Raw genomic sequence first — 25,774 nt, 5'->3', positions numbered from 1 at the left:
TCCGGTCCCGATTTGGCGGTGGGCGCAGCATCCCTTACCCTTGATGAAGCCGAAGACCGCCGGTCATCGACGTGCGTGTGAACGCATGGAGATCGAAGCTCTGCAACGCAGGGGCCCGCGCAGGTGTCACGAACGATTCTCCTGATTCAGGAATCCCGCTCCGTGCGCTTGCGCCGGAGCTTTTTTGTTGCCGCGACGAGCAGATGAGCGGATGCCTTCGGCCGGCGCCCCGCCACCGCGGAGCGTCTCATTCACACAAGGAGTGGCCATGGCGCAGAAGGAAGCATCGGTCGCCGAGCTCACGAAGCACTTCGAGGACTCGACCGCCGTTCTGCTGACCGAGTACCGCGGTCTGACGGTTGCCCAGCTCAAGGAGCTGCGCAACAGCATCCGTCAGGACGCGGAATACGCCGTGGTGAAGAACACGCTGACCAAGATCGCCGCGAACAACGCGGGGATCACGTCGCTGGACGACGACCTCAAGGGTCCGTCGGCCATCGCATTCGTGCACGGTGACCCCGTCTCCGTCGCGAAGGGTCTCCGTGCCTTCGCCAAGGCACACCCTCTTCTCGTGATCAAGGGTGGTTTCTTCGACGGAAACCCCCTGAGCGCTGACGAGGTCAACAAGCTCGCCGACCTCGAGAGCCGTGAAGTCCTGCTGGCGAAGCTCGCCGGTGCGATGAAGGCCTCGATGACCAAGGCGGCATACGTCTTCAATGCGCTTCCGTCGAAGGCCGTCCGCACGGTCGACGCGCTGCGCGAGAAGCAGGAGTCCGCGGCCTGACATCGGGCCCCGGCGTAGAAACCACAATCAAGGAGAAACATCATGGCAAAGCTCAGCACTGAGGAGCTGCTCGACGCGTTCAAGGAGCTCACGCTCATCGAGCTCAGCGAGTTCGTCAAGGCGTTCGAGGAGACCTTCGACGTCACCGCCGCCGCCCCGGTCGCGGTTGCCGCTGCGGGCGCGCCCGCCGGTGCCGCTCCGGAAGAGGTCGAGGAGAAGGACTCGTTCGACGTCGTCCTCGAGGCCGCCGGCGACAAGAAGATCCAGGTCATCAAGGTCGTCCGCGAGCTCACCTCGCTCGGCCTGGGTGAGGCGAAGGCCGTCGTCGACGGTGCTCCGAAGGCCGTCCTCGAGGGCGCCAACAAGGAGACCGCCGACAAGGCGAAGGCCGCTCTCGAAGAGGCCGGCGCGACGGTTACCCTCAAGTAATCCCGCGCTGCTTCTGCAGCGATCAGGCGAAGGCCCCGGATGCTCGGCATCCGGGGCCTTCGTCGTGCCCGGGAGCTGGTCCTCCAGGCGGAGACTGCGCATTCTCCGAAATCCCTTTCTCGAGTCACGGACGCAGATTCTCGTTGATTTCGCGGAAGCTCTTGCGCTTCAGCATCCACTCTGGCAAGAATGAGAAAGCGCATTCCAGAAAGCGCATTCTCACCCTCGAAGACGAGACCGGAGGATACGGTGACGACGACGCACCGCCCCAGAACGCTGCCCACGGGGCGCGCACGCGGAGGCTCCGCATGAGCGCGATCGGCGAACTCGGCAAGCTCAAATCGGCGAAGAGCGACGGCAAGAAGCAGAACAAGGCGGCGTACCTGTTCCTCGCCCCGTGGTTCGTCGGGCTGATCCTCATCACCATGGGCCCGATGGTCGCCTCGTTCGGCCTGTCGTTCACGCGCTACAACCTGCTCAGCGCGCCGAAGTGGATCGGGTTCCAGAACTACGCCCGCATGTGGGAGGACGAGCGACTCCACTCCGCTCTCCAGGTCACCTTCACGTACGTCTTCGTCTCGCTGCCGCTGCAGCTGGCGGTCGCGCTGTTCCTGGCGATCGTGCTCGACCGGGGCCTGCGCGGACTGGCGTTCTATCGCTCGGCGTTCTACCTGCCGTCGCTCCTGGGAGCGAGCGTCGCGATCGCGATCCTGTGGCGGCAGATCTTCGGCGTCGACGGGCTCGTCAACCAGGTGCTCGCGGTGTTCGGCATCCAGGGCCAGGGCTGGATCTCGAATCCCGACACCGCGCTCGGCACGCTCATGATCCTGAACGTGTGGACGTTCGGCTCGCCGATGGTGATCTTCCTCGCCGGCCTCCGGCAGATTCCGACGATGTACTACGAAGCGGCGGACGTCGACGGCGCGAGCCGGCGGCAGCAGCTGTTCCGCATCACGATCCCGCTGCTCACCCCGATCATCTTCTTCAACGCGGTGCTGCAGCTCATCGGCACGTTCCAGTCGTTCACGCAGGCGTACATCGTCTCGGGCGGGACCGGCGGTCCGGTCGACTCGACGCTCTTCTACACGCTCTACCTGTACCAGCAGGGCTTCACGAACTACAACATGGGCTACGCGTCGGCCATGGCGTGGCTGCTGCTGGTCATCATCGGCATTCTGACCGTCCTGATGTTCTGGACCTCGAGATTCTGGGTTTTCTACGATGACCAAGATTGACGACGCCGCCACTGCGGCACAGCTCCCGACCGAGACGATCGTCACCGGCCGCCCACCGCTCGCCCGCCGGCGAAGCCCCTTCCGCAAGCCCATGGCGAGCATCGTGCGCCACACGCTGCTCATCGCGCTCGCGCTTGCAATGCTCTACCCGGTCATCTGGATGGTCGTCAGTTCGCTGCGGCCGAACGACGAGATCTTCCGCGATCCGAGCATCATTCCCGACAGCTTCGAGGTCTCGAACTACACGGACGGGTGGAACGCACTGGCGTATCCGTTCAACGTGTACATGTGGAACTCGGCGCTGATCGTGATCGGCTGCATCGTCGGCAATCTGGTGTCGTGCTCGATGGCGGCCTACGCGTTCGCGCGTCTGTCGTTCAGCGGGAAGCGCTTCTGGTTCGCGGTGATGCTCCTGAGCATCATGCTCCCCATCCACGTGATCATCGTCCCCCAGTACGTGCTGTTCTCCCAGCTGGGCTGGGTGAACACGTTCCTGCCGCTCATCGTCCCGAAGCTGCTCGCGACCGACGCGTTCTTCATCTTCCTGATGGTGCAGTTCATCCGCGGCATTCCGAAGGAGCTCGATGAGGCGGCGCGGATCGATGGCGCGGGCCACCCGCGGATCTTCCTGCAGATCATCCTGCCGCTCATGCTGCCCGCGCTCGCGACGACCGCGATCTTCACCTTCATCTGGACCTGGAACGACTTCTTCTCTCAGCTGATCTTCCTGACCAAGCCCGAGCTGTACACCGTGCCCCTCGCGCTGCGGTCCTTCGAGGACGCGCAGAGCTCCACCAACTACGCCCAGATGTTCGCGATGAGCGTCGTGTCGCTCATCCCGATCTTCCTGATCTTCCTGTTCGGCCAGAAGTTCCTCATCAAGGGGATCGCGACCACCGGGATCAAGTGACGCACGCGTCACGCACCGCTTCGCGGGCCGCCAGGCCCACCCTCATCACACGCACCAACACCACACACCGACTTCGGTCGAAAGGATGCAAGACATGCGACGCACCACAACCGCACCGCGCTGGTTGCTGCTGACGTCCGTCGGCGCAGCGACGATGCTGGCGCTGACGGCGTGCGGGGGTCAGGCGGAGACCCCTGTCACCGGACCGACCCTGTCCGACGAGCCCGTGACGCTCAGCTTCACCTGGTGGGGCAACGACGTCCGCCACGGGATCACGGAGGAGCTCATCGCGGCCTTCGAGGCCGAGCACGACAACATCACCATCGAGCCGCAGTACACCGACTGGGCGGGCTACTGGGACAAGCTCGCGACCACGGTGGCCGCCGGCGACGCCCCCGACATCATCCAGATGGACGAGAAACAGCTCTCGACGTACGCCGCCAACGGTGTGCTGCTCGACCTGGGAACGCTGGGCGATCAGCTGCCGACGGGCGATTTCCCCGACTCCGTGCTCGGCACCGGAACGCTCGACGGCACCCAGTACGGGGTCCCGGTGGGCATCAACACCTACACCTACATGGCGAACGCGGACGTGCTCGAGAGCCTCGGCATCGAGCTGCCCGACGACGAGACGTGGTCGTGGGACGACCTCAACGAGGTCGCCGAGGAGGTCACGGCCGCCAGCGGCGGCGCCGTCGTCGGCTCGCAGTCGTGGGGCTTCGAGGACGGCGGCCTCAACAACTGGCTGCGGCAGCACGGCGAGTCGCTGTACGCCGAGGACGGCTCGCCCGAGGTGACCGCGAGCGAGAAGACCCTGGCCGCCTGGTGGCAGAACCTGCTCGACGTCACCGAGGCCGGCGGCACACCGGTCCCGTCCGCGACGATCGAGCGCGAGTCGGCCGGTCTCGCCGAGTCGTTCACGGCGACGAACCAGTCCGCGTTCGGCCCGTGGTGGTCGAACCAGCTCGCGGCGCTGCGAGACGCGAGCGGTCAGAACCTCGTGCCGCTCATGGTGCCCACCCCCGACGAGGGCGAAGACGCCGCCGCGTACTACAAGCCGTCGATGTTCTGGTCGGCCGCGGCCAAGACCGAGCACCCGGCCGAGGTCGCGCTGTTCCTCGACTTCCTCGCCAACAGCGAGGAGGCGGCCGACCTGCTGCTCGCCGAGCGCGGCGTGCCGGCCAACGACAAGATCCGGGCCTACATCACTCCCAAGCTCGACGAGGTCAACCAGGAGGTCGTCGACTTCCTCGACAAGATCGCACCGCGCGTCGGCGATGCGCCGCCGGCCACCCCGCCGGGCGGCGGAGCGATCGAGACGATCATCGACCAGCACACGCAGCGCGTGCTGTTCGGCGAGGTGACGCCCGAGGACGCCGCCGCGAGCTTCATCGCGGAGCTCCAGCAGGCGCTCGACGACGCGGCCATCTAGCCGACGAACGGGGTCGCGTCCCAAGGCCGCGACCCCGTCGTCCCCAGGACTGTCCGGGGCCGGACCGAAGTGATGAGGGGTCCGGTCCCGGGCGGGCGCGCCGCGCCGCCCGGAAGTCGTCCGGTCGAATGCGCCCCACCGCGCCCGTCGGCGCCCAAGATTGAGAGAGGAGGGGGATTCCTTGAGCGAGGTCACGTCGCGCCCGATCACGATGGCGCAGGTCGCCCGGTACGCCGGTGTGTCGCAGGCATCCGTGTCGCGCGTCCTCAACGGCGTCGCCACCGTCGACCCCGCCATCGTCGCGAAGGTCAACCGTGCGGTGGCCGCACTGAACTACTCGCCGAGCGAGGCGGCCCGCAGCCTGGTGCGCGGGAGCAGTCACACGATCGCCCTGCTCGTGCCCGACCTCGAGAACCCGATGTTCCAGGGCGTGCTGAAGGGACTCACCGTGGCGGCCGCCCGCGACGGCTACCGGGTCCTGGTCGCCGACAGCGCGGAGGCGGTCGGCGTCGAGGCCGAGATCGCGAGCGAGGCGCGTAGCAAGTGCGATGCCCTGGTGCTGGTGTCACCACGGATGCCGGACGCCGAGCTCCGCGACCTCATCCAGCGCACGACGCCGGTCGTGGTGGTGAACCGCCGCGTCGACGACACCGCCGCGGCCCAGCTGTCCGTCGACTACGCCACGGCCGTCAAGGAGCTGGGGATGCACCTGCGGGGCTTCGGTCATCGCCGCATCGCGTACGTCGCGGGTCCCGCGCTCAGCTACGCGAACGAGCAGCGGGCCCTGGGGCTGGGGGAGCTCGCGCGCGAGCACCCCGACCTCGAGTTCCTCACCATTCCGGCGGGATCGAGCATGGAGGCGGGCTACGACGCCGCCGACGCAGTGCTCGAGACCGGCGCGACCGCTGCCATCGCCTTCAACGACCTCGTCGCGCTCGGGCTCATGTCGCGCCTGCGCGAGGTCGGTGTGGAGGTGCCCGATCAACTCTCCATCGTCGGGATCGACGACATCCCGCAGTCTCGTTTCGCCGCCCCTCCGCTCACGACCATGTCGGTCCCGCGGATCGAGATCGGGCGGCAGGCTTGGAATCGCATGCGTCAAGCGCTGGACGGCGAGAACGCCGACCACCCCCTGTTCTACCGGCCCGTCCTGGTGGCGCGTCGCAGCTCCGGCCCGGCCTCGCACGCCAGCGGCTGGGTGGGCCCCGCCCGCCCCGTCCTGCGTCTCGGGTCGACCGTCGTCGCGCAGTACGAGGAGGGCGTGAACGTCGACTCGGTGCTGTCGCCGCGGCCGTACCTGGACGCCGTGATCTCCCGCACCGGCACGCCGCTCACGGTGACCGAGCCGACCGATCACCCGCATCATCTCGGCGTGAGCCTCGCGATCGCCGACGTCAACGGCACCTCGTACTGGGGCGGGCGCACCTACGTGCGAGGTGAGGGCTCGGTCATGGTGCCCAACCACGGCCGGCAGCGCCGGGACCGCCTGCACATCGAGGGGCACGCGCTCGACGAGCGGCTCAGCTGGGTCGACGAGTACGGGACGACCCAGCTCGTCGAGGTGCGCGAACTGCGCTCGGCGGAGCTTGCGAACGGCTGGGCGCTTCGGTGGCGCAGCCACCTCAAGGCGACGCTCGACGCGATCACGTTCGGTTCGCCGGCGACGAACGGGCGAGACGGCGCCGGGTACGGCGGCATCTTCTGGCGGTTCGCCCCCGAGATCGCCCGGGTCTTCAGCCCCGCCGGCGATACCGAGCGCGACGTGCACGGGGCGGCCACGCCGTGGATCGCCTTCACCTTCCCCGAGCGCGGCACGACCGTCGTGCTGACGCAGGGCGAGGAACGCCTGCCGTGGTTCGTGCGGTTCGCCGAGTACCTCGGCGCGGGTCCCTCGGTGGCGTGGGACGAGCCCCGGACGATCCCCGAGGGGGGCGAGCTCGACCTCGAGCTCACGGCCTACGTGCTCGATGAAGAGCTCCCCGACGCCGCGGCCGTCGAGGCGGCTCTTCCCGCGCTGCGCGCCGAGGCGGGGCTGTGACCGCACACCTCCGGGTGGGCGTGGCGGGCGTCCACGGCCACGGCCGAGGCCACGTCGACGCCGTGCTCGCCGCGCCCGACCTCGAACTCGTCGCCGTCGCCGACCCCCGGGGCGGCGGCGACGTCCCCTCCTCGACGCGGGTGTTCGCCGACGCCGTCGCCATGATCGACGCCGTCGAACTCGACGTGGTCGTGCTCAGCACCCCGATCCCCACCCATGCCGGGCTGGCGCGCCTCGCGCTCGCGCGCGGCGCGCACGTGCTGCTCGAGAAGCCGCCGGTGGCATCGGTCGCCGATCACCACGCCCTCGTCAGTGCGACGGATGCTGCGTCCCGCGCCGTGCAGGTCGGTTTCCAGTCGCTCGGCAGCGCCGGCGTGTCGGCGACCGCCGATGCCGCGGCATCCGGCGTCATCGGCGAGGTGCTGCACTACGGCGCGGTCGGGCTCTGGGCCCGGTCGGAAGAGTATTGGCGACGGGCGCCGTGGGCGGGACACCGCGTCATCGACGGAGGACCCGTCGCCGATGGCGTGGTCACGAACCCGCTGGCGCATGCCCTCGCGACGGCGCTCGCGATCTCCGGCGCTGCGACCCCCGAGGACGTCGTCGAGGTCGATCTGGATCTCCGCCGTGCGAACGACATCGCCACCGACGACACGTCGTCGCTCGTCATCGACCTGCGCGGGGGAGCCCGGGTGGCCGCGGGCCTCGCTGTGACCGCCCCGAAGCGCCACGAGCCGTATGTGCTCGTGCGGGGCTCGCGAGGGTTCCTCGTGTACGTCTACACGCTCGACACCCTGTACATCCATCGCGACGGAGCGGCGCTCCCGCGGACGTACGCCTTCGAGCGCACAGGGCTCCTCGACAATCTCTCCCGGCACATCCGAGACGGGGACGAGCTGCTCGCACCGCTCGCGCGCACCGGCGCCTTCACCCGCGTGCTGGAGGAGATCGTCACCGGTCCGTCGCCCACGCCGATCGCCCCGGAGCTGGTGCGGGTCGCAGCATCCGTCGACGAGACGTTCCGCACGGTGGTCGGCGTGGAGGACGCTGTCGAGCGCGTGGCGTGGGGGGCGCGCACCTTCTGCGACCTCGGCCTGCTCTGACGCACGCGGCGGGGAAGGGTCAGGCGGTGCCGAGCGGGCCGACGCCGATGATCGCGGATGCGTCGTCGTCGACCGGGGCGGTGGAGTTGCGCACGACGAGCGGCGAGGACTCGTACAGGCGGTGGGTGGGGGCGTCGGGGTCGTCGAGCTGCCACATGAGCAGCTGCACCGCGGCGCGTCCCTGCTGGTGCGGTCGCTGCTGCAGGGTCGTGAGCGAGAACATCTCGGCGTAGGCGTGGTCGTCGATGCCCACCACGCTGAGGCGTTCGGGCACGCGGATGCCCAGCCGGCGGGCGGCGATGATCGCGCCGACGGCGACCTCGTCGCACACTCCGACGATCGCCGTCGGTCGGGTGCGGCGATCGCCGAGCAGGTCGACGGCGGCGCCGTAGCCTCCCGGCATCGTCACCTCGGACTGGACATGGCGAGTGGATGCCTCGAGCCCGGCCTCGCGCATCGCCGAGACGTATCCGTCCAGGCGCCGGCCGTCGCCGAAGCTGGTGTGCCGGCCGTCGGGGTCGCCGCCGAGGAAGACGACCTCGCGATGGCCCAGCCCCAGGAGGTGCTCGGTGGCGATACGGGCGGCCGCCGCGTCGTCGATCGAGACCGCGTTCGTGCCGACGTCGTAGCCGCCGACCGCCACCACCGGCTTTCCGAACGCGACGAGGCGCTCGAGCTCCCTCGCGCTGGGCTCGATGCCGACGGCGATCAGCCCGTCGAATCTCTTGCGCGCGAGGAAGTGCTCGAACATCTCACGGCGCGCGGACGACTCGGGCGGCGCCCCGTAGAGGGCGAGATCGTACCGGCGCTCGAGCAGCGCATCCTGGATGCCCTCGAGTACCTGGGCGAAGAACCACCGGTCCAGCGACGGCATGACGACGCCGACGGTCTGCGTGCGTCCGGTCACCAGGCTCACCGCGCTCGTGGTGGCGACGTAGCCCAGGGCGGCCGCCGCATCCCTCACCCGTTGACGGGTGGCGGCGGACACATATCCCGAACCGGTGAGTGCCCGCGAGGCCGTCGACTTCGAGACGCCTGCCGCCCGCGCAACATCGGCGATGCCCGCCATCGGGTCCTCCTCGCGCCCCCGGGGACGCCACCGTCACCCGGATTCTGGAACCGGTTCCAGGGGTCATTGTGCCGCGGTCGTCTGCGTCGCACCACCCTGGCTGTCGGTATTTACCGACTTGTGATGTGTGGTCATTGTGTGCCCTGGCGGCATCCCCTAGTTTGAGCATGGAATCGGTTCCCGATCTCATATGTGCGGAGCCCGAGAGGCGTGGCTTCGCGAACTCGAAGAGGAGGCAGACACATGACTGCACTGCGATCACGTCGTCGACACGGCTACATCGCGCTGGGACTGACGGCCGTCGCGGCACTCACACTCGCCGGTTGCGCCGAGGGCGGCGACGACGGCGGCGACAGCGGCTCGGTCGAAGGAGAGACCGTTCAGATCGCCGGCGGTATCACCGGCTCGGAGGCGGAGAACCTCCAGAAGTCGTTCGACCAGTTCACCGAAGACACCGGCATCATCGTCGAGTACACGGGTGACAAGGGCTTCGAAGGCAACATCGTCACGAAGGTGGCCGGTGGCTCCGCGCCGGACATCGCGATCGTGCCGCAGCCCGGCCTTCTGCGATCGCTCATCGAGACCGGAGAGGTCTTGGAGGGCACCGCTGAGGTGGAGGCCAATGTCGACGAGTATTGGGCCCCGGCCTGGAAGGAGTATGGCTCGCTCGACGGGACCTTCTACGCGGCGCCGATGCTCGCGAACCTGAAGGGCTACGTGTACTACTCGCCCCAGAGCTTCGCGGAATGGGGCGTCGAAGTGCCGACGACCTGGGACGAACTCATCACGCTCACCGACACCATCCGCGAGAAGACCGGGCAGCCCCCGTGGTGCGCAGGGTTCTTCTCCGAGGCGGCATCCGGGTGGCCGGGCACGGACTGGGTGGAAGACCTCGTCCTGCGTCAGTCCGGCCCCGAGGTGTACGACAGCTGGGCGGCCGGCGACACCCCCTTCACGGACCCCGACATCGAGGCGGCGTTCGACTCGGTCGGTGAGATCCTGCTGAACCCCGACTACGTCAACGCCGGGTTCGGCGACGTCAAGAGCATCAACCCGACGGCGTTCGGCGACCCGATCGCCGCAGCGGTGGCCAACGGAACCTGCGCGCTCACCCACCAGGGCTCGTTCCTCACTGCGAACTTCCTCACCACGCAGACCGCGGACGGTCAGACGCCGACGATCGAGCCGGACGGCGACATCTACGCGTTCATCCTCCCCGGACCGGAGGCGGGAGAGCTCGCGGTCGAGGGCGGCGGTGAGTTCGTCACCCCGTTCTCGGACGACGCCGCCACTCAGGCCGTGCTCGAGTACATGTCGACGCCCGAGTTCGCCGACGCGCGCGTGTCGCTCGGCGGTGCCATCTCGGCCAACACCGGCGCCGATCCGACCCTGGCGTCGAGCGCGTTCCTCACCGAGGCGATGGAGATCGTCCAGGACCCGAACACGGTATTCCGCTTCGACGCCTCCGACCTGATGCCGGCGACCGTCGGTTCGGGCTCGTTCTGGCGTGGCATGGTCGACTGGATCGACGGCAAGCCGACGCCGCAGGTCCTGAGCGACATCCAGGCCGGATACCAGGACTGACGCATTCCGAGAGCCGGGTCCGCGCGCGCGGCGCGGACCCGGCACCCCGGTGACTCATCCGTCGACGTCGACGGGGGAAGGCAGATCATGTCTCAGACCACAACATCGGCGGCCGAAGAAGCGCAGGGTTCGCCCCCGGAGCGCGGAGGACGGAAGCCGCCGTCACGGAGGACGACAAGAATCGGTGTCGCGATCGGGCTCATTCTGATCGCAGCGCTGGTGGTCTTCCTCCTGCTCAGCCCTCCCAACCCGGACGCACGACCGGTCTCACTGGGCGTGTCGTACAACTCGTTCTTCCAGTGGCTGGGCAACCTGGGGCCGATCGTCCAGATCCCGATCGTCCTGGTCGTCTTCGCCGTGGTGGTCGGCATCCTCCTCGTCCTCATCGAGTTCGCTCCGCGCGCCGGCAAGGGTTACTTCTGGCTGCGGCTCATTTCGTGTTTCGCCATCCCATTCCTCGCGTTCATGCTGCTGCGGCCCTACCAGGGCGCCGTGATCTACGTCATCGCCATCGCCCTCGTCGCCGGCGGCCTGCTGTTCTGGGCGGACTACCGGGCGAGCCAGGGCGCCGGCTACATGTACCAGCTGACGCTGTTCATGGCGCCGGCTGCGATCGCAATCCTCGTCGGCCTCGTCTATCCGAGCATCGCGACCATCATTCAGTCGTTCTTCGACAAGACCGGTGAGAACTTCGTCGGGCTGGAGAACTACGTGTGGGCCTTCACCAACCCGCAGGGATTCTGGTCGATCATCAACACATTGATCTGGGCGATCTTCGCGCCGGTCTTCGCGACCGTCGTCGGCCTCGCTTACGCGGCCTTCATGGAGCGGGCGCGCGGTGAGCGGCTGCTGAAGCTGCTCGTGTTCATGCCGTTCGCGATCGCGCCGGTGAGCATCAGCCTCATCTGGAAGTTCGTCTACGACTATCGGCAGGGTGAGCAGATCGGCACCCTCAATGCGATCGTCGTGGCTTTCGGTGGTCAGCCTGTGCCTTGGCTCGATATCTGGCCGCTTGTCAACACGTTCTGCCTGCTGTTCGCGTTCGTCTGGGCGCAGACCGGGTTCGCCATGGTCGTGCTCTCGGCCGCGATGAAGGCCGTGCCGGTGGAGCAGCTCGAAGCGGCTCAGCTCGACGGTACCTCGGCCTGGCAGCGATTCATCAATGTGACGGTGCCGGGCATCCGCACGTCGATCATCGTCGTGTTGACGACGGTCACGATCGCCGCCCTGAAGTTGTACGACATCGTGGCCGTGATGACGGGCGGGCGAGCGAACTCGACGGTGCTGGGCTTCGAGATGGTGAACCAGCAGCAGCGGTTCCAGAGTTACGGTCACTCCGCGGCGCTCGCCGTGCTGATCTTCGTGTTCGTGACGCCGCTGATCATCTACAACGTGTTGCAGCTGCGCAAGCAGAGGGAGGTGCGGTGATGACCGCCGTCGACTCCGAGACCACGCCGAAGAACACCAAGGCGGAGGCGCGCAGGGTCGCACGTGAGACGCGTCGCAACGAGGCGCTGGCACACAAGCGGCTGACATCGCCACTTGCCACCATCTTCGCCGTCGCCATCGCGTTCCTGTGGACGATCCCGACGCTCGGCCTGCTCATCACGTCGTTCCGGCCGGGCGCGGACTCGGCGTCGACGGGCTGGTGGACGGTCTTCACCAACCCTGACTTCACGCTCGGCAACTATCAGGCGGCCCTCACATCCGGTGGGACCGCCCTGACGCTGGGCGAATCGTTCCTCAACTCGCTGGCGATCACGATTCCGGTCACAATCTTCGCCCTGGCGGTCGCGTCGCTCGCCGCGTACGCGTTCGCGTGGATGGATTTCAAGGGCCGCGGATTCCTGTTCGTCGCGGTGTTCGCGCTCCAGATCGTCCCGATCCAGATGGCCCTCGTTCCTCTGCTGAGCCTGTTCTCGAGGGGTCTCGAGATCGGCGACGTGCAGATCTTCCCGGGCCTGGAGATGAGAGAAGTCGATCACAGCTTCGCGACGGTGTGGATCGCCCACGTCATCTTCGCGATGCCGCTGGCAATCTTCCTGCTGCACAACTTCATCGCCGAGATCCCCTCCGACGTGATCGAGGCTGCTCGCGTCGACGGCGCCGGGCACGGGCAGATCTTCTTCCGCATCATTCTGCCCCTCGCGACGCCGGCGCTTGCGTCATTCGCCATCCTCGAGTTCATCTGGGTGTGGAACGACCTGCTCGTCGCGACGATCTTCGCCCCGACGACGTCGCTGCCGATGACGCAGACGCTGAACTCGTTGTCCGGCACCTGGGGCAACCAGTGGTTCCTTGTGTCGGCCGGTGCGTTCCTCGTGCTGTTCGTGCCGATCATCGTGTTCCTCGCACTGCAGCGGTTCTTCGTGCGCGGACTCATGGCCGGCGCGACGAAGGGCTGATCGCATTGAGAAACGGATGCCGCGTGCCCCGCGTCTCGTGGTGGCACGCGGCATCCGTTCGTCCGCATCCCGCTCGCTAATCTGATCGCATGGATGCCTCCGCCGACGTCTCCAGCACGGTCGCAGTCGAGCGCGGGCTCGGCGCGGGCGAGGTCGCGGAACGGGTCCGGGCGGGCCGCACCAACGCGTACGTCGCGGACACGAGCCGGAGCGTCTGGACGATCGTCCGCGCCAACGTGTTCACACTCTTCAACGGCATCGTGTTCGCATGCTTCTTCGTGCTCTTCGTGCTCGGGCGGTGGCAGGACGCGCTGTTCGGGCTCGCGGCGTTCGCGAACTCGATCATCGGCTGCGTGCAGGAGTTCCGGGCGAAGGCCGCGCTGGACCGGCTCGCCCTGCTGAACGCGCCGCGCGCACGGGTGCGCCGCGAGGGGGCGGAGTCGGAGATCGCGCCGCCCGACGTCGTGCTCGACGACATCCTCGTGCTTCGCGCCGGTGACCAGGTCGCCGCAGACGCGGTCGTGGTGGAGACCCGCGGGCTGCAGATCGATGAGTCGATGCTCACGGGCGAGTCCGACGCCGTCGACAAGAAGCCGGGCGATGACGTCCTCTCCGGATCGATCGTCGTCTCGGGGGAAGGAGCAGCCCGGGTCGCCCGCGTGGGTGCCGACTCCTACGCGAACCGGTTCGCCGGGGAGGCGAAGCGATTCTCGCTCGTGGCCTCCGAGGTGCGCACCTCGGTGAATCGCGTCCTGAAGTGGATGAGCTGGATCATCGGCCCCGTCGGCCTCCTCGTGCTCAACGCGCAGATGATGGTCGCGGGCGGCTGGGTGCAGGCGTGGGAGAACGGCGGCTGGGTGCAGGCGGTCGTGAACACGATCGCGGCGCTCACGGCGATGATCCCCCTCGGACTGGTGCTCATCACCTCGATCACCTTCGCGGTCGGCGCGGCCAAGCTCGCTTCGCGGCAGGTGCTCGTCAACGAGCTGCCGGCTGTGGAGGGACTGGCGCGCGTCGACATCATCTGCCTCGACAAGACGGGGACGCTGACCGCCGGCGACATCGCCTTCGACGCGATCGACCGCGTGTCGGAGGGCGTTGAAGGCGTCGACGAGGCGCTCGCCTGGTTCGGTGCGGCGCCGGATGCGAACGCCACAGCCCGCTGCCTGCGGGACCCGTTCCCCGCGGACGCCTCGCTGGAGGCGTCGGCGTACATCCCGTTCTCGTCCGCCCGCAAGTGGAGCGCGGTGTCGTTCGCGTCCGGGCCCGACGGCGTGTGGGTCCTCGGCGCCCCAGAGATGGTGTTCGGAGACGCGGCGACGGATGCCGCGACCGACCTGGGGCGGACCGTCACCGCGCTCGCATCGTCGGGGCGCCGTACGCTCGTGCTCGCGCACGCGCCGTCGAGGATCGGCGACGAGGTTGTCGAGGCCGAGCGGCTGCCGGAAGCGCTCACGCCTGCCGCTGTCGTCACCTTCCGGGAGCAGGTTCGCCCGGATGCCGCACAGACGCTGGAGTACTTCGCGCGACAGGGCGTCGGCATCCGCGTCATCTCCGGCGACAACCCGCGCACGGTCGCGGCGATCGCCCGCGAGGTCGGTCTCGACGTCGTCGAAGGCTTCGATGCCCGGGGACTCCCGGAGGATGAGGCGGAGCTGGGCGACGTGCTCGAGCGGACCGTCGTGTTCGGGCGCGTGACCCCCGAACAGAAGAAGCGGATGGTGGTCGCGCTCCAGGCGCGCGGACACACCGTCGCGATGACCGGCGACGGCGTCAACGACGCCCTGGCGATCAAGACCGCCGACCTCGGGATCGCGATGAACTCCGGGGCCGCGGCCACAAAGGCCGTGGCACGGATCGTCCTCCTCGACGGCCGGTTCTCCCACCTGCCGGATGTCGTGGCAGAGGGTCGTCAGGTCATCGCGAACATCGAGCGGGTGTCGATGCTCTTCCTCAACAAGACCGTCTACGCAACGGTGCTCGCGGTGCTGTTCGGCGTGCTCGTCCTCGAGTTCCCCTTCCTGCCGCGGCAGCTGTCGATCACCGACGGTCTCACGATCGGCATCCCGGCGTTCTTCCTCGCGCTGCTGCCCAACACGCAGCGCTACGTGCCGGGGTTCCTGCGACGCTCGCTGGCGTTCGCCATCCCGGCCGGCGCGATCATCGCCGTCGCGCTGACGCTCTACACGCTCGGCGCGATGGAGCTCGGGGTAAGCGAGCCTCAGCTGAGGACGGGGTCGACGATCATCCTCGCGATCGTCGGAATCTGGGTGCTGACGGTGCTCTCGCGCCCGATCACGCGATTCAAGGCGCTCGTGATCGGCGGGATGTTCATCGCCCTCGTCGCGGTGTTCACCGTGCCGTTGCTCAGCGAGTTCTTCCAGCTCGTGGATCCCGGCGAGGACGCGGCGTGGCTCGTGACGGTCGTGACCGTGCTGACGATCGGTGCGATCGAGATCGTGCGGTTCTTCCACCGTCGCTACGTCGCGCGGTCACTGGCCGCCGCCTGATCAGTCGACGACCGCCGCCTCGGTGCGACGGAAGTGGCGCGCGCCCGGGGGAAGCCACAGTGCGAGGACGATCAGCCCTTCGACGGCGAACTGGACCGCTGCGCTCCAGTCCCACCCGTCGGTCGTCGCGATCGTCACGGCGTTCAGGATGATCAGGATCGCGAGGTAGACGGTCGCGAGGCCCCGGGACAGGCGGCTGCCGCGCGCGATCCCGGACGCGACGGCCACCAGCAGGAGCCCGGTGAGGATGATCCCCGCCCCGAGCAGGGAGACGGGGAGGACGTCCGCCCGCGCGACCTCGTAGCGACTGAGGAGCACCAGGATCCCCAGCAGGACGGCGGCGACGGCGCTGACGTAGATCAGGACGACGGAGATCGTCACCACGACAGGGCGGCGTGCCGCCGGTTCGCCGGCGGGCGCGTCGGCGGGTGGCTCGGCGGGCGCGTCAGCGGTCACGCGACCACTGTAACGACTCGGGAGGCTGTCAGCTCGTGCAGCCGAGGCGGGTCTGGATGGACGCCATCGCGTCGATCTCGGCGGTCTGCCCGTTCTTGATCGCCGTCGCAACCTCGAGGGCGCGGGTGTCGGTGCCCAGCTCGAGGAGAGCCTCCGCCATCGGGACGGCGCCCTCATGGTGACGGATCATCAGGGTCAGGAACCGGCAGTCCGCCGCCACGCCCGTCGCCGCCTTCAGCGCGGCGAGCTCGGCGGCGGACGCCATGCCCATCGCCGCGTGAGCCTCTTCGTCGGTCATCGCATCGGCGGACGAGCCGCCATGCGCGTGCTCCGAGTCCGAGTCCGCAGCATCCATCCACTGCATCATCGGGCCGCCGGACTGGGGGAGACCCCACTGCACAAGCCAGTCGTACATCTCGCCCCGTTGGCCGGCCTGACCGGTGGCGATGTCGTACGAGAGCACGCGGAGCTCTTCGTCGTCGGTCTTGCGGTAGATCTCCATCGCCATCTCGATCGCCTGCGCGTGGTGCACCTGCATGTCGCGGGAGAACCCGGCCTCAGGCGAGTTCGTGCCCGGCGCCGACGCGGTGGCCTGCGACCCGAAGGTCGAGAAGCGCCCCACGGCGAACGCGAGGCCCGCGATGAGGATGAGCGCGACGGCGATGACGAACCATCGCCGGGAGCTCCCCGCCGCGGGTTCGTCCGACACGCCGCGGCCTACTTCTTGCCGGGAGCGTCGTACGCGCCGGTGCAGGCGGCGTTCGGCTCAGGTGCGTTGGTGCTCTTCCAGTACGCCTTCACGAACTCCTCGATGCGCTCGTCGTCGGCCGAGTCGACCTTGAGCTGCGCGTTCCACGCGCTGACCGCGATGGGGGTGTCCATGTCGTTGTAGGGCGAGAGCACCGTGTAGGTCGAGGGCAGTTCGTCCTCCAGCTTGGCGATGTCGTCGTCCGAGACCTGCGCGGGGTCGTATGTGATCCAGACCGCGCCGTGCTCGAGCGCGTGCACAGCGTTCTCGTTCGGAACCGGCTCCGTGTAGACGCCGCAGTTGAGCCACATGGCGTTGTGGTCGCCACCGGCCGGGGGAGTCTGCGGATACTCGACCGCGCCCTCGACGTGGTTGGCTGTGTTCGAGAAGGTCTCGACGCCCTCGATGCCGCTGCCGTCGCTGTCGCCGCGCGCGTACGTGGGGGCCGGGGCCGGCGCGAAGACTATCGACGCGACGATCGCGGCAACGACCAGCACCGCGGCGGTCGAGCCGACGATCCACCACACGAGTTTGCTGCGCTTGCGCTTGGCGAGCTGCTTCTGGTACTCGGCGAGCTTGTCCTGGCGCTTCTGCTCGCGCTGCTGCTTGACGGTGAGGTCGATCTTCGCCTGGGTGGCGGGGTTGCCGCTCTTGCGCTGCTGGTCGGGGGTCGGGGTCATGCTCGTGATCTCTGCCAATCGCTGGAACAGGGGTCTGGGCGCCCGGCGCGGACCGCGGGGAAAGCGGGTGGCGGGGTTGCCCTCATCCTATGCGAGCGCATGAGTCCGCCCCCTGGGAAGGAGCCGACAGCGACGCCGTGGGTCCGGGGGCGGCGCCGCCTCCCGGGATACCGCTTGCGGGCAGGGCGGAGGCATCCGTTATCATGGGTACTCGAATCGATTCGACCTCGTGGTCGATCGCGCGGGCCCCGGTGCCGATCGGCAGCGCCGGACGACCCGCGTCACTCGGTCCGTTCCTCTCTGCACGCGCCCAGACCGGCTCTGCCGGTGTCGACGCCGTTCCGCCACGCCCGCCGCCCCGTCGAACCCCGCCACGAAACGAAGTCCACTGTTGCTCGACACCGCCTCCATCCCCACCCAGAAGCCCGACACGCGCGCGCCCGAAGCCCCGGCCGCGCCCAAGCCGCACCCCACGTCGACGGGCGCGATCCGCACGCTCGGCAGCAACCCGGCCACCGCGCCGATCGTGCTCCACCCGGGCGACTCGATCTCGCACCGCCGCCGTGTCCTCTACATCGTGCTGCTCGGCGCGCTCACGGCGCTCGGCCCGTTCACGATCGACCTGTACCTGCCGGCGTTCCCGGTGCTCGAGGCCGACTTCCAGACCACGGCCGCGATGATCCAGCTGACCCTCACGGGTACGATGATCGGCTTCGCGCTGGGGCAGCTCATCGTCGGTCCGCTGAGCGACAAGGTCGGACGCCGCATCCCGCTGCTGTCGGTGACCGCGTTGCATGTCGTGGCGAGCGTCGCCGCGGCTCTCGCCCCCACGCTCGAGCTGTTGTCCGTCGCGCGGGTGCTGCAGGGCGCCGGCGCCGCGGCGGGCGGCGTCGTCGCCGCCGCGATCGTCCGCGACCTGTTCGGCGGGCGCCGCCTCGTGGTCATGCTCTCGCGGCTCGCACTCGTGTCGGGCGTCGCGCCGGTGCTCGCGCCGCTCGTCGGCTCGGCGCTCCTGGCCGTCATGCCGTGGCGCGGGATCTTCGTCGTCCTCGCGGTGTACGGAGCGGTCATGCTCATCGCGTCGATCGTGTTCCTCCCCGAGACGCTGCCCCCGGCGCGTCGCCACGACAAGGGAGCCACCACGGTGTGGCAGCGCTATCGGAGCGTCTTCAGTGACCGCGTCTTCATCGGCGTGCTCATCATCGGCGGCATGACGTTCTCGGGGCTCTTCTCCTACCTCTCGAGCTCGTCGTTCCTGTTCCAGCTCAGCTACGGCCTCACTCCGCAGCAGTACGGCCTGATGTTCGCGGTCAACTCGCTCGGCGTGGTCGTCGGCGTCCAGACCGCCTCGCGTCTCGCCGCCCGGTTCGGCCCGCAGTGGGTCATGGCCTGGTCGACCGCGGTGCTCGTGGTCGCAGCATCCGCCATCATCGTCACCGATCAGCTCGGCCTGGGCCTCTGGGGCACCATCGTGCCGCTGTTCGTCTTCATGACCGCGTGCGGGTTCACGTTCCCGTGCGTGCAGGTGCTCGCACTCGACCGCCACGGCAAGGCCGCGGGCACGGCGCAGTCCATCATCGGCGCGACCAACTTCGGCGTCGCCGGCCTCATCTCGCCGCTGGTGGGATGGATCGCGAAGGACGCCGGCATCACCGCCACGACGATGGCCGCGGTCATGGTCGGGTGCGCCGTCATCGGCGTGCTGGCGCTGTGGTTCATCGTGCGCCCGCGCACGGTGGAGCGCCTCGCGCCCTGACTCTGCGTCAGCCCTGCGGCCGCACCGGCTGCAGCCGGAAGAGCCGCACGGTGCGCCCGGACTCCCGCTCGTAGTTGCGGTAGCCGGGCCACTGGGCCTCGATGCGCGCCCACACCGCGTCGCGCTCGGACGCGGGAACCGGCGTGGCGTGGACGGGCATGCGCCGGCCGCGCACCGTGATCGCGGCGTCCGGGTGGGCGAGCAGGTTCGCCGTCCACGCGGGGTGGCGGGCACCGGCGAAGTTCGTGCCGGCGACGATCGCGCGCCCGTGGCCGTCGGGCGTGTACATGAGGGGCACATCGCGCGGCTCGCCGGACTTCGCACCGATCGTGTGCAGCACGAGCGACGGGACGAGGAGTGCGCTGACCTGCACGCGGCCGTGCGACACCCACGCGACGAACCGTTCGACCGGTGGCAGGAGCGCGGGGCCGATCACGCGCCGGAACACCCTCGTGCGGGTGAGCGGCGCGACGATCCTGCGCACCGCGTCGACGACTCCCGATGCCATCCGGACCTCCTCGCATTCGCGATGAGACCGCACGATAGCACCGGCACCGGCCCGAGTGCGGTGCTGTCATGAAGTCTCGCGGTGAAGTGTCTCCGGCGCGGACGGCATCCGACGCGCCGGACCGCAAGGGGGTGGCGCCGAGGAGGCTGCCGGGCAGAATGGGGCGATGACGACAGTCCAGCGTCGGGTCGCTGTGCCGGTCATCGCTTATCTCGCGGTCGGATCCGGGCTCGTGGTCCTGTCGTGCCTCCTCGGCTGGTGGATCTTCGCGCGCGGCGACGAGCCGTTCGCGATCGACACGGCGTGGAACCTGCTCGTCGCCGAGCTGTGGCACCCCGTGCTCACCGGCTTCTCTCAGTTCATGAACTTCGTGGGCGGCGGGTGGTTCAGTGTGCTCGCGGTGCCGATCGGCGGCGCGATCGCGCTCATCCTGCTGCGGCGGCCGTGGGCGGCCGCGTACTTCCTCGCCGCCGAGGCGGCGTCGGCGGCGGGCGTGCAGGTGCTCAAGCATCTCTTCGGCCGCGTGCGCCCCGAAGACATCATCGTCATCTCGGACTACGGCTCATACCCGTCGGGGCATGTGGCCAACGCGGCCACGATCGCGGTCGCCGCGGTGGTGATCTTCCCGCGGGTGTGGGTGGCGATCGTGGGCGCCGCGTGGGTCCTGCTCATGGCCTTCAGCCGCACGTATCTGCACGCGCACTGGCTGAGCGACACCGTCGGCGGAGCGCTCCTCGGTGCCGGCGCGGCGCTGCTGGTGGCAGCGGCGTTCGCCGTGCCGATGGCGCGGGAGGGAACGGATGCCGCGGCGAAACGCCCGTCGTTAGGCTGAGCGCATGACTGCCTCCGCGCCCGAAGAGTCCGCACAGACCGATCCGGCGGTCGCCGCCGCCGAGGCGGAGCTCGCGCGACTGCGCGCCGAAGCCGAGGCCGCCGAGGCCCAGCTGAAGGCCGCCCAGGCCAAGGCCGCGCTCGCCGCGGCCGAGGCGGCCGCCGCGAAGGCGAAGGCCTCCGGCGCCGCCCCCGGCGCTGCTTCCTCAACTGAGGACCCGAGCCGAGACGCGGGGGCTTCCGGCGATACGGCTCCTCAGCTCGGCGCAGATCCTCAATCGAGGACGACCCCGGCACCGGGCTCGGAGACCTCAGGGCCCGCAGGAGCGCCCACCTCGAGCTCGGCGACGCAGGAACCGAGCCCCCAGCCGACCACCCCCGAGTCGCAGGACGGCCCGCTCACCCCGCAGGAGGTCGTGAAGGTCACGTCAGGCTACTCGTTCGAAGGAGCCACCCTCGATCTCGGCGCCCTCCTCAACGGCGACCCGGTGGCGTCGGCGCAGATCCGCATTCCGCTGCCGATGATGAACCGCCACGGGCTCGTCGCGGGCGCGACCGGCACCGGCAAGACGCGTACCCTGCAGGGCCTCGCCGAGCAGCTGGCCGCGAAGGGCGTGCCCGTGTTCGCCGCCGACATCAAGGGCGACCTGTCGGGCGTCGCGACACCGGGAGAGCCGAGCGACAAGCTGCTCGCGCGCACCCAGGCGATCGGGCAGGACTGGAAGCCCGAGGCATCCGTCACGGAGTATTTCGCGCTCGGCGGCGTCGGCAAGGGCGTGCCGGTGCGCGCGACCGTGTCGGGCTTCGGCCCGCTGCTCCTGAGCAAGGTGCTGGGTCTCAACGACACGCAGGAGTCGAGCCTCGGGCTCGTCTTCCACTACGCCGACGCGAACGGCCTGGCACTCGTCGACCTGTCGGACCTCCGCGCCGTGCTCACCCACCTCACCAGCGATGAGGGCAAGGCCGAGCTCAAGGAGCTCGGCGGGCTGTCGGCGGCGACGGCGGGCGTGATCCTGCGCGAGCTCATCACCTTCGCGGATGCCGGCGCCGACGTGTTCTTCGGCGAGCCCGAGTTCGACGTCGCCGACTTCATCCGCACGTCGCCCGACGGCCGCGGAGTCATCAGCCTGCTCGAAATGCCCGGCGTGATCGACAAGCCGGCGCTGTTCTCGACGTTCCTGATGTACCTGCTGGCCGAGCTGTTCGAGATCCTCCCCGAGGTGGGGGATGCCGACAAGCCGAAGCTCGTCTTCTTCTTCGACGAGGCGCACCTGCTCTTCAAGGACGCGTCGAAGGACTTCCTCGCGGCGATCGTGCAGACGGTGCGCCTCATCCGCTCGAAGGGCGTCGGCGTCTTCTTCGTCACGCAGACCCCCAAGGACGTGCCGTCCGACGTGCTCGCCCAGCTCGGCTCTCGCGTGCAGCACGCGCTGCGTGCTTTCACGCCCGACGACGCCAAGGCGCTGCGGGCGACCGTCGGCACGTACCCGAAGTCGGGCTACGACCTCGAGCGCGTGCTGCAGGAGCTCGGCACCGGCGAGGCGATCGTCACGGTGATGAGCGAGAAGGGCGCGCCGACGCCGGTGGCGTGGACGCGGCTGCGCGCGCCGCAGGGGCTCATGTCGCCGACGCCGGAGCCGGCGATCGTCGCGGCCGTGAACGCATCGCCCCTCCTGGCCAAGTACGGCACCGCGATCGACCGAGAGTCGGCGCGCGAGATCCTCGCGAAGAAGATGCAGGCAGCCGACGACGCGGCCGCGGCGGAGGACGCCGCCCTCGCGAAGGCGAAGGCCGACGCCGAGTACGCGAAGCAGAAGGCCGCGATCGACAAGCAGCAGGCCGCCGCCGACAAGGCCAGTGCGGCCGCCGAGAAGAAGGCGCAGCAGGAGTACGAGCGGCTGCTCAAGAAGACGGCGGGCACGACCCGCACGTCGCGGTCGGCCCAGAAGTCGCCGATCGAGCAGATTCTCAACTCCAAGTCGACTGAGGCGATACTGGGTGGGGTGATCCGCGGGATCTTCGGCACCGGCAAGCGCTGACGCATCCCCACCCCGGCGGATCGCTCCCGATCCGGAAGGTCCCGCGTGCGCCGCAGAGCAGTCGTCGTCGCCCTGCTGACGCTCGCCCTGCTGACGGCCGCGGCGGGCGTGGGGCTCGCGATCGCCGCCACGGCGGGGAACACGGATGCTGCGCCCGCGGCGTCCGCCTCGCCTTCGGCGTCGCCCTCGGCCCCGGTGACGGCCGACGACTACTGCTACGTCGAGGCGATGATCTACTACCGGGTCAAGGAGCAGGAACTCGCGGAGACACTGCTGCGCACGCAGGGGATCGACTCCGGTGCGAGCGGGTTCGCCACGGGTATCGCGGCGCGGAACGAGGACCAACTCGAAGACCTGCGGGCGTGGTACCTCTCTTGGGCCGATGCGCGTCCGGCGGAGCCGCCGACGGACGGCCCGTGCGGCGGGCATGGTTCCGACCACGCCCAGATGCCGGGCATGCCGTCGTGGAGCGCGCTGCAGGGACTCGTGGACGCGCAGCACCCCGACGCGGAGCGCCGTTTCGTCGAGATCCTCCAGGCACAGAATGCGGGGATGATCGCGCTGGTCACTCTCATCCTCGAGGGCGACCCGCATCCGGCGGTCGCGGAATCGGGCGAAGAGGTGCTGAAGCAGGCAGAGGCCGACCAGGAGATGCTCCAGGGCATTTTCGACGCCGTGCCCTGATCGCTCGGACGCGGAGGGATGCCGCGGCCCGCAGCATCCGTGTTCCCCCTCCTTCGACAGGTCAACCGGGCCTCTGCATTGCCGGAGAGCGCGTTCCGGCCCTGTGCAAGCGCGGTTGACCTGTCGAAGGGGTCAGGCAGGGGAGTCACCAGCCGCTGAGCGAGCCGAGCGGAGCGAGGGTGCGCGCCGCATCCCGCAGGGCGCTGACGTGACGCGCCGCGACGGAGAGGCGCGAGATCGAGGTCGACAGGGTCACCGCGCCGACGGGGCGGGACGCGTCGTCGTGGATCGGCACGGCGAGACACCCGCGATCGGAGGTGAGCAGGGCGACCTGCTCGGTGTAGCCGCGGACGGCGTACGCCTCGTGGATCGCACGCACCTCGTCCGCGGGCGGGGCGACGCGCCAGTTCGGTGCCTGCGGCAGCCGCCGGTCCGGGTGCGCGACGAGCCAGAGATGGCCGATCGCCGAGCGTGTGGGGTCGGCGAGGAGGGCGTCGCGGTCCGACAGCGGCTGGGACTCGTCCTCGTCGAGGACCATCAAGCCCGATCGGTGGAAGGCGAACAGGTGCACGGCCTCGCCGGTGTCGTCGCGGAGGCGGTCGACGACCGCTGCGTGCTCGGGCCGGGCGCGTGCGCCCACGATCGCGGCGAGCTCGAGCACACGCGTGCCGAGGAGGAACCCCGAGAAGTCGCCGCGACGCACGAGGTACTCGTCACGCACGAGCGAGTTGACCACGCGGTACACCGTCGCGCGGGGCGCGCCGACGGCCCGGGCGATCTCGGCTGCCGAGGCGCCGCGGTCGTCGCGCGCGACCTGCTCGAGGATCTCGAGAGCCAGCCCCAGACCCTTCTCCGGCAGGCGGGTGTCGCCCGCGAGACGCGCTCCGCTCACGTCCGCGCCGGTCCCTCGATGCAGTCGGCATCGGTCGGCCAGTCGTGCACGCCGACGCGCGCCGCCACCCGCGGATGACGCGCCAGGCGGAGCGAGCCGGCCGCCACGACCGCGGCGAGGACGGCCACGGACCACAGCAGGCCCGTCGGATTGTCGCGCAGCGTCGCGGCGAGGTAGAAGCCCAGCACACACAGCAGCCCGGCGAGCGGGACGACGCTGAGCGCGACCGCTCGCGCGGTGAGCTCGCCGATCCTTGCGAGGAACACCGGAGCCGCCGCGCACACCAGTGCGTACGCGAGCACGAAGCCGAGGATGGAGGCAGGCGACGTGACGATGCGCATGTCCTGACGGCTGCCGCCGAGCGCGAGGATCGCCACCGGCACCAGGGTGACCGCCGCGGCGAGCAGCATGCCGCCGATCGCCGGAACACCTCGACGCGACGCGCGTCCGAACACGGAAGGCATCAGCCCCTCGCGGCTCATCGCGAAGACCAGTCGCGTCGCGGCGTTGGTCATGGCCAGGGCGCACGCCAGGAACGAGATCGCGACGATCACGTCGATGAGCGTCGCGAGACCGGTGACGGAGGCGAGGGATGCCGCACCCGGCCGCTCCGCGACGATCGACAGCTGCGCCGCGGTGCCGACCAGCATCACCAGCCCGGTCGCCCCCACGCTCGCCATGATCGCGCGCGGGACGGCGGCGAACGGGCGACGGGTCTCGGGGCCGAGCGCCGCTCCGCTCTCGAATCCCACGAATCCGATCAGGGCGAAGGCGACACCGGTGATGATCGCCTCGAGCGACACGTCGGCGGCACGGGGGATCAGGAGGCCCACGTCCCACCGGGTGAGGCTCAGCGCGGCGATGGAGAGGCCGAGCACCGTCACGACGGCGATCGATTCGAGCACGAGCAGCACGCGCGTCGACATGCGCAGCCCGCGGGCCACGACGAAGGCGATCACCGCCCCGAAGCCCGCGATGAGGGCGATCACGAGCCACGGGGGAGCCTCGCCGCCGCTCATGATGTTCGCGAGCCGCGTCGATCCCGAGGCGAGCGTGTTCATCGCCACCGCGAGGTAACCGAGGCCGAGTGCCGCGCCGGTGATGAGCCCGACGTGCGAGCCGAGGCCGCGCACCGCGAACGTGTAGAGGGAGCCGGTGCTGGCGATGCGTCGTGCGAACATGCCGATCACGAGACCCACGCCGACGACGAGGGTGATCGTGATCGCGATGTCGAGGAATGCGAAGGAGCCGCTCCGCGCGAAGGCGGCGGCGGGATGGATCAGCAGCACGCCCGCGGGCGCGGTGGCGGCGACGGACTGCGCGACCACGTCGATCGTGTGCGCATGACGACGGCGGAGTCCCGCGAACGGCGAGCTGGCGCCGAGGTCGTTGCGCGGGCGGGCCCGCTCGATCGCGTTCGCGAGTGCACTGCTCACGCGTCCTCCTCGCTCCCGGCGCTCGCGGTCGTGCGGCTGCGCGTGACGCTACCGGGCGCGCGTTGCGGGCAACGACGGGGCGTGTTTCGGGGGCGTGACGTGCCCTGAGAACCGAAGGCCTCGAGCGAGCGCCGTCGTCTCACGAGGTTTTCGAGCGGCGTTCGCTACCCCGAATCATCGGGAAACGGCGGCGTCGAAGAATCGGCCTCGATGCGGGTGCGAGCCGCGTCTTCGCCGTCGAAAGG

At 69.4% G+C, this 25,774-nt stretch carries 22 protein-coding genes; 15 read left to right on the top strand and 7 right to left on the bottom strand.

The features are described 5' to 3' along the window. Window positions 1-268 precede the first annotated feature (268 nt). From rplJ to ACVN90_RS15005, 7 genes are all read left to right on the top strand, one after another. Window positions 269-784, top strand: coding sequence for a 50S ribosomal protein L10 (rplJ, locus tag ACVN90_RS15035; protein WP_045300342.1), 516 nt, complete (start codon window positions 269-271; stop codon window positions 782-784). Between the two features lie 42 nt (window positions 785-826). Beyond that, window positions 827-1,213, top strand: coding sequence for a 50S ribosomal protein L7/L12 (gene rplL, locus ACVN90_RS15030; RefSeq protein ID WP_045300341.1), 387 nt, complete (start codon window positions 827-829; stop codon window positions 1,211-1,213). A 308-nt stretch (window positions 1,214-1,521) separates the two neighbouring features. Continuing rightward, complete coding sequence (locus ACVN90_RS15025) at window positions 1,522-2,448, top strand: carbohydrate ABC transporter permease (protein ID WP_475099019.1); 927 nt, start codon at window positions 1,522-1,524, stop codon at window positions 2,446-2,448. Continuing rightward, window positions 2,435-3,358, top strand: a complete 924-nt coding sequence (locus ACVN90_RS15020; RefSeq protein ID WP_475099018.1) for a carbohydrate ABC transporter permease — start codon at window positions 2,435-2,437, stop codon at window positions 3,356-3,358. Before ACVN90_RS15025 ends, ACVN90_RS15020 begins: the two co-directional genes overlap by 14 nt. Before the next feature lie 94 nt (window positions 3,359-3,452). Continuing rightward, window positions 3,453-4,790, top strand: coding sequence for an ABC transporter substrate-binding protein (locus ACVN90_RS15015; RefSeq protein ID WP_475099017.1), 1,338 nt, complete (start codon window positions 3,453-3,455; stop codon window positions 4,788-4,790). Between the two features lie 181 nt (window positions 4,791-4,971). Then, window positions 4,972-6,828 (top strand): DUF6807 family protein, encoded by a 1,857-nt coding sequence (locus tag ACVN90_RS15010; protein ID WP_475099016.1) that lies wholly within the window; start codon window positions 4,972-4,974, stop codon window positions 6,826-6,828. Continuing rightward, window positions 6,825-7,931, top strand: a complete 1,107-nt coding sequence (locus ACVN90_RS15005) for a Gfo/Idh/MocA family protein (RefSeq protein ID WP_475099015.1) — start codon at window positions 6,825-6,827, stop codon at window positions 7,929-7,931. The genes ACVN90_RS15010 and ACVN90_RS15005 overlap by 4 nt, the downstream gene beginning before the upstream one ends. Window positions 7,932-7,950: 19 nt before the next feature. On the opposite strand, the gene ACVN90_RS15000 is transcribed toward ACVN90_RS15005, so the two are convergent. Continuing rightward, the gene (locus ACVN90_RS15000; protein ID WP_475099014.1) at window positions 7,951-9,000 is read right to left on the bottom strand and encodes a LacI family DNA-binding transcriptional regulator; all 1,050 of its coding nucleotides are present in this window, start codon (window positions 8,998-9,000) and stop codon (window positions 7,951-7,953) included. A 243-nt stretch (window positions 9,001-9,243) separates the two neighbouring features. Here ACVN90_RS15000 and ACVN90_RS14995 point away from each other — a divergent pair, with 243 nt between their 5' ends. The 4 genes from ACVN90_RS14995 to ACVN90_RS14980 all read left to right on the top strand — a co-directional run bounded on the left by ACVN90_RS14995 (window position 9,244) and on the right by ACVN90_RS14980 (window position 15,499). Next, entirely contained in the window at window positions 9,244-10,584 is a 1,341-nt protein-coding gene (locus tag ACVN90_RS14995) for an ABC transporter substrate-binding protein (protein ID WP_475099013.1), read from the top strand. An 87-nt stretch (window positions 10,585-10,671) separates the two neighbouring features. Further along, complete coding sequence (locus tag ACVN90_RS14990) at window positions 10,672-12,012, top strand: carbohydrate ABC transporter permease (RefSeq protein WP_475099012.1); 1,341 nt, start codon at window positions 10,672-10,674, stop codon at window positions 12,010-12,012. Continuing rightward, a complete protein-coding gene (locus tag ACVN90_RS14985) occupies window positions 12,012-12,989 on the top strand; it encodes a carbohydrate ABC transporter permease (RefSeq protein WP_475099011.1) in 978 nt (325 codons plus the stop codon). The genes ACVN90_RS14990 and ACVN90_RS14985 overlap by 1 nt, the downstream gene beginning before the upstream one ends. Window positions 12,990-13,078: 89 nt before the next feature. Next, on the top strand, window positions 13,079-15,499 hold the full coding sequence (locus ACVN90_RS14980; RefSeq protein WP_475099010.1) for an HAD-IC family P-type ATPase: 2,421 nt from the start codon (window positions 13,079-13,081) through the stop codon (window positions 15,497-15,499). Here ACVN90_RS14980 and ACVN90_RS14975 read toward each other — a convergent pair whose 3' ends face one another. From ACVN90_RS14975 to ACVN90_RS14965, 3 genes are read right to left on the bottom strand one after another with little or no spacing between them, the layout of a single operon-like run. Continuing rightward, the gene (locus tag ACVN90_RS14975) at window positions 15,500-15,955 is read right to left on the bottom strand and encodes a hypothetical protein (RefSeq protein ID WP_475099009.1); all 456 of its coding nucleotides are present in this window, start codon (window positions 15,953-15,955) and stop codon (window positions 15,500-15,502) included. A 28-nt stretch (window positions 15,956-15,983) separates the two neighbouring features. After that, window positions 15,984-16,664, bottom strand: a complete 681-nt coding sequence (locus ACVN90_RS14970; protein WP_475099008.1) for a DUF305 domain-containing protein — start codon at window positions 16,662-16,664, stop codon at window positions 15,984-15,986. A gap of 8 nt (window positions 16,665-16,672) precedes the next feature. Next, a complete protein-coding gene (locus ACVN90_RS14965) occupies window positions 16,673-17,383 on the bottom strand; it encodes a DUF3105 domain-containing protein (protein WP_475099007.1) in 711 nt (236 codons plus the stop codon). A 391-nt stretch (window positions 17,384-17,774) separates the two neighbouring features. On the opposite strand from ACVN90_RS14965, the gene ACVN90_RS14960 reads away from it, so the two are divergent. After that, window positions 17,775-19,139: a multidrug effflux MFS transporter gene (locus tag ACVN90_RS14960; protein WP_475099006.1), complete on the top strand. Its 1,365-nt coding sequence runs from the start codon at window positions 17,775-17,777 to the stop codon at window positions 19,137-19,139. A gap of 7 nt (window positions 19,140-19,146) precedes the next feature. Here the strand turns inward: ACVN90_RS14960 and ACVN90_RS14955 are convergent, their stop codons facing one another. Then, entirely contained in the window at window positions 19,147-19,647 is a 501-nt protein-coding gene (locus ACVN90_RS14955; RefSeq protein ID WP_475099005.1) for a nitroreductase family deazaflavin-dependent oxidoreductase, read from the bottom strand. A 166-nt stretch (window positions 19,648-19,813) separates the two neighbouring features. Between ACVN90_RS14955 and ACVN90_RS14950 the strand changes: the two genes are divergently transcribed. The 3 genes from ACVN90_RS14950 to ACVN90_RS14940 are packed head-to-tail and all read left to right on the top strand — an operon-like array spanning window position 19,814 to window position 23,201. Next, on the top strand, window positions 19,814-20,479 hold the full coding sequence (locus ACVN90_RS14950) for a phosphatase PAP2 family protein (RefSeq protein ID WP_475099004.1): 666 nt from the start codon (window positions 19,814-19,816) through the stop codon (window positions 20,477-20,479). Between the two features lie 4 nt (window positions 20,480-20,483). Further along, window positions 20,484-22,517, top strand: coding sequence for a helicase HerA-like domain-containing protein (locus ACVN90_RS14945; RefSeq protein ID WP_475099003.1), 2,034 nt, complete (start codon window positions 20,484-20,486; stop codon window positions 22,515-22,517). 45 nt (window positions 22,518-22,562) lie between these two features. Next, window positions 22,563-23,201 carry a DUF305 domain-containing protein gene (locus ACVN90_RS14940; RefSeq protein ID WP_475099002.1) on the top strand — a complete coding sequence of 213 codons (639 nt, stop codon included), beginning with the start codon at window positions 22,563-22,565 and terminating at the stop codon, window positions 23,199-23,201. Window positions 23,202-23,346: 145 nt separating this feature from the next. Here ACVN90_RS14940 and ACVN90_RS14935 read toward each other — a convergent pair whose 3' ends face one another. Both ACVN90_RS14935 and ACVN90_RS14930 read right to left on the bottom strand, forming a co-directional pair. Then, window positions 23,347-24,093, bottom strand: coding sequence for an IclR family transcriptional regulator (locus tag ACVN90_RS14935; protein WP_475099001.1), 747 nt, complete (start codon window positions 24,091-24,093; stop codon window positions 23,347-23,349). Beyond that, window positions 24,090-25,529 (bottom strand): APC family permease, encoded by a 1,440-nt coding sequence (locus ACVN90_RS14930; RefSeq protein WP_475099000.1) that lies wholly within the window; start codon window positions 25,527-25,529, stop codon window positions 24,090-24,092. The genes ACVN90_RS14935 and ACVN90_RS14930 overlap by 4 nt, the downstream gene beginning before the upstream one ends. Window positions 25,530-25,774: the final 245 nt, after the last annotated feature.

The sequence above is a fragment of the Microbacterium sp. F01 genome (genome assembly GCF_056156365.1).
This window is presented reverse-complemented; position numbering and strand designations above follow the sequence as displayed.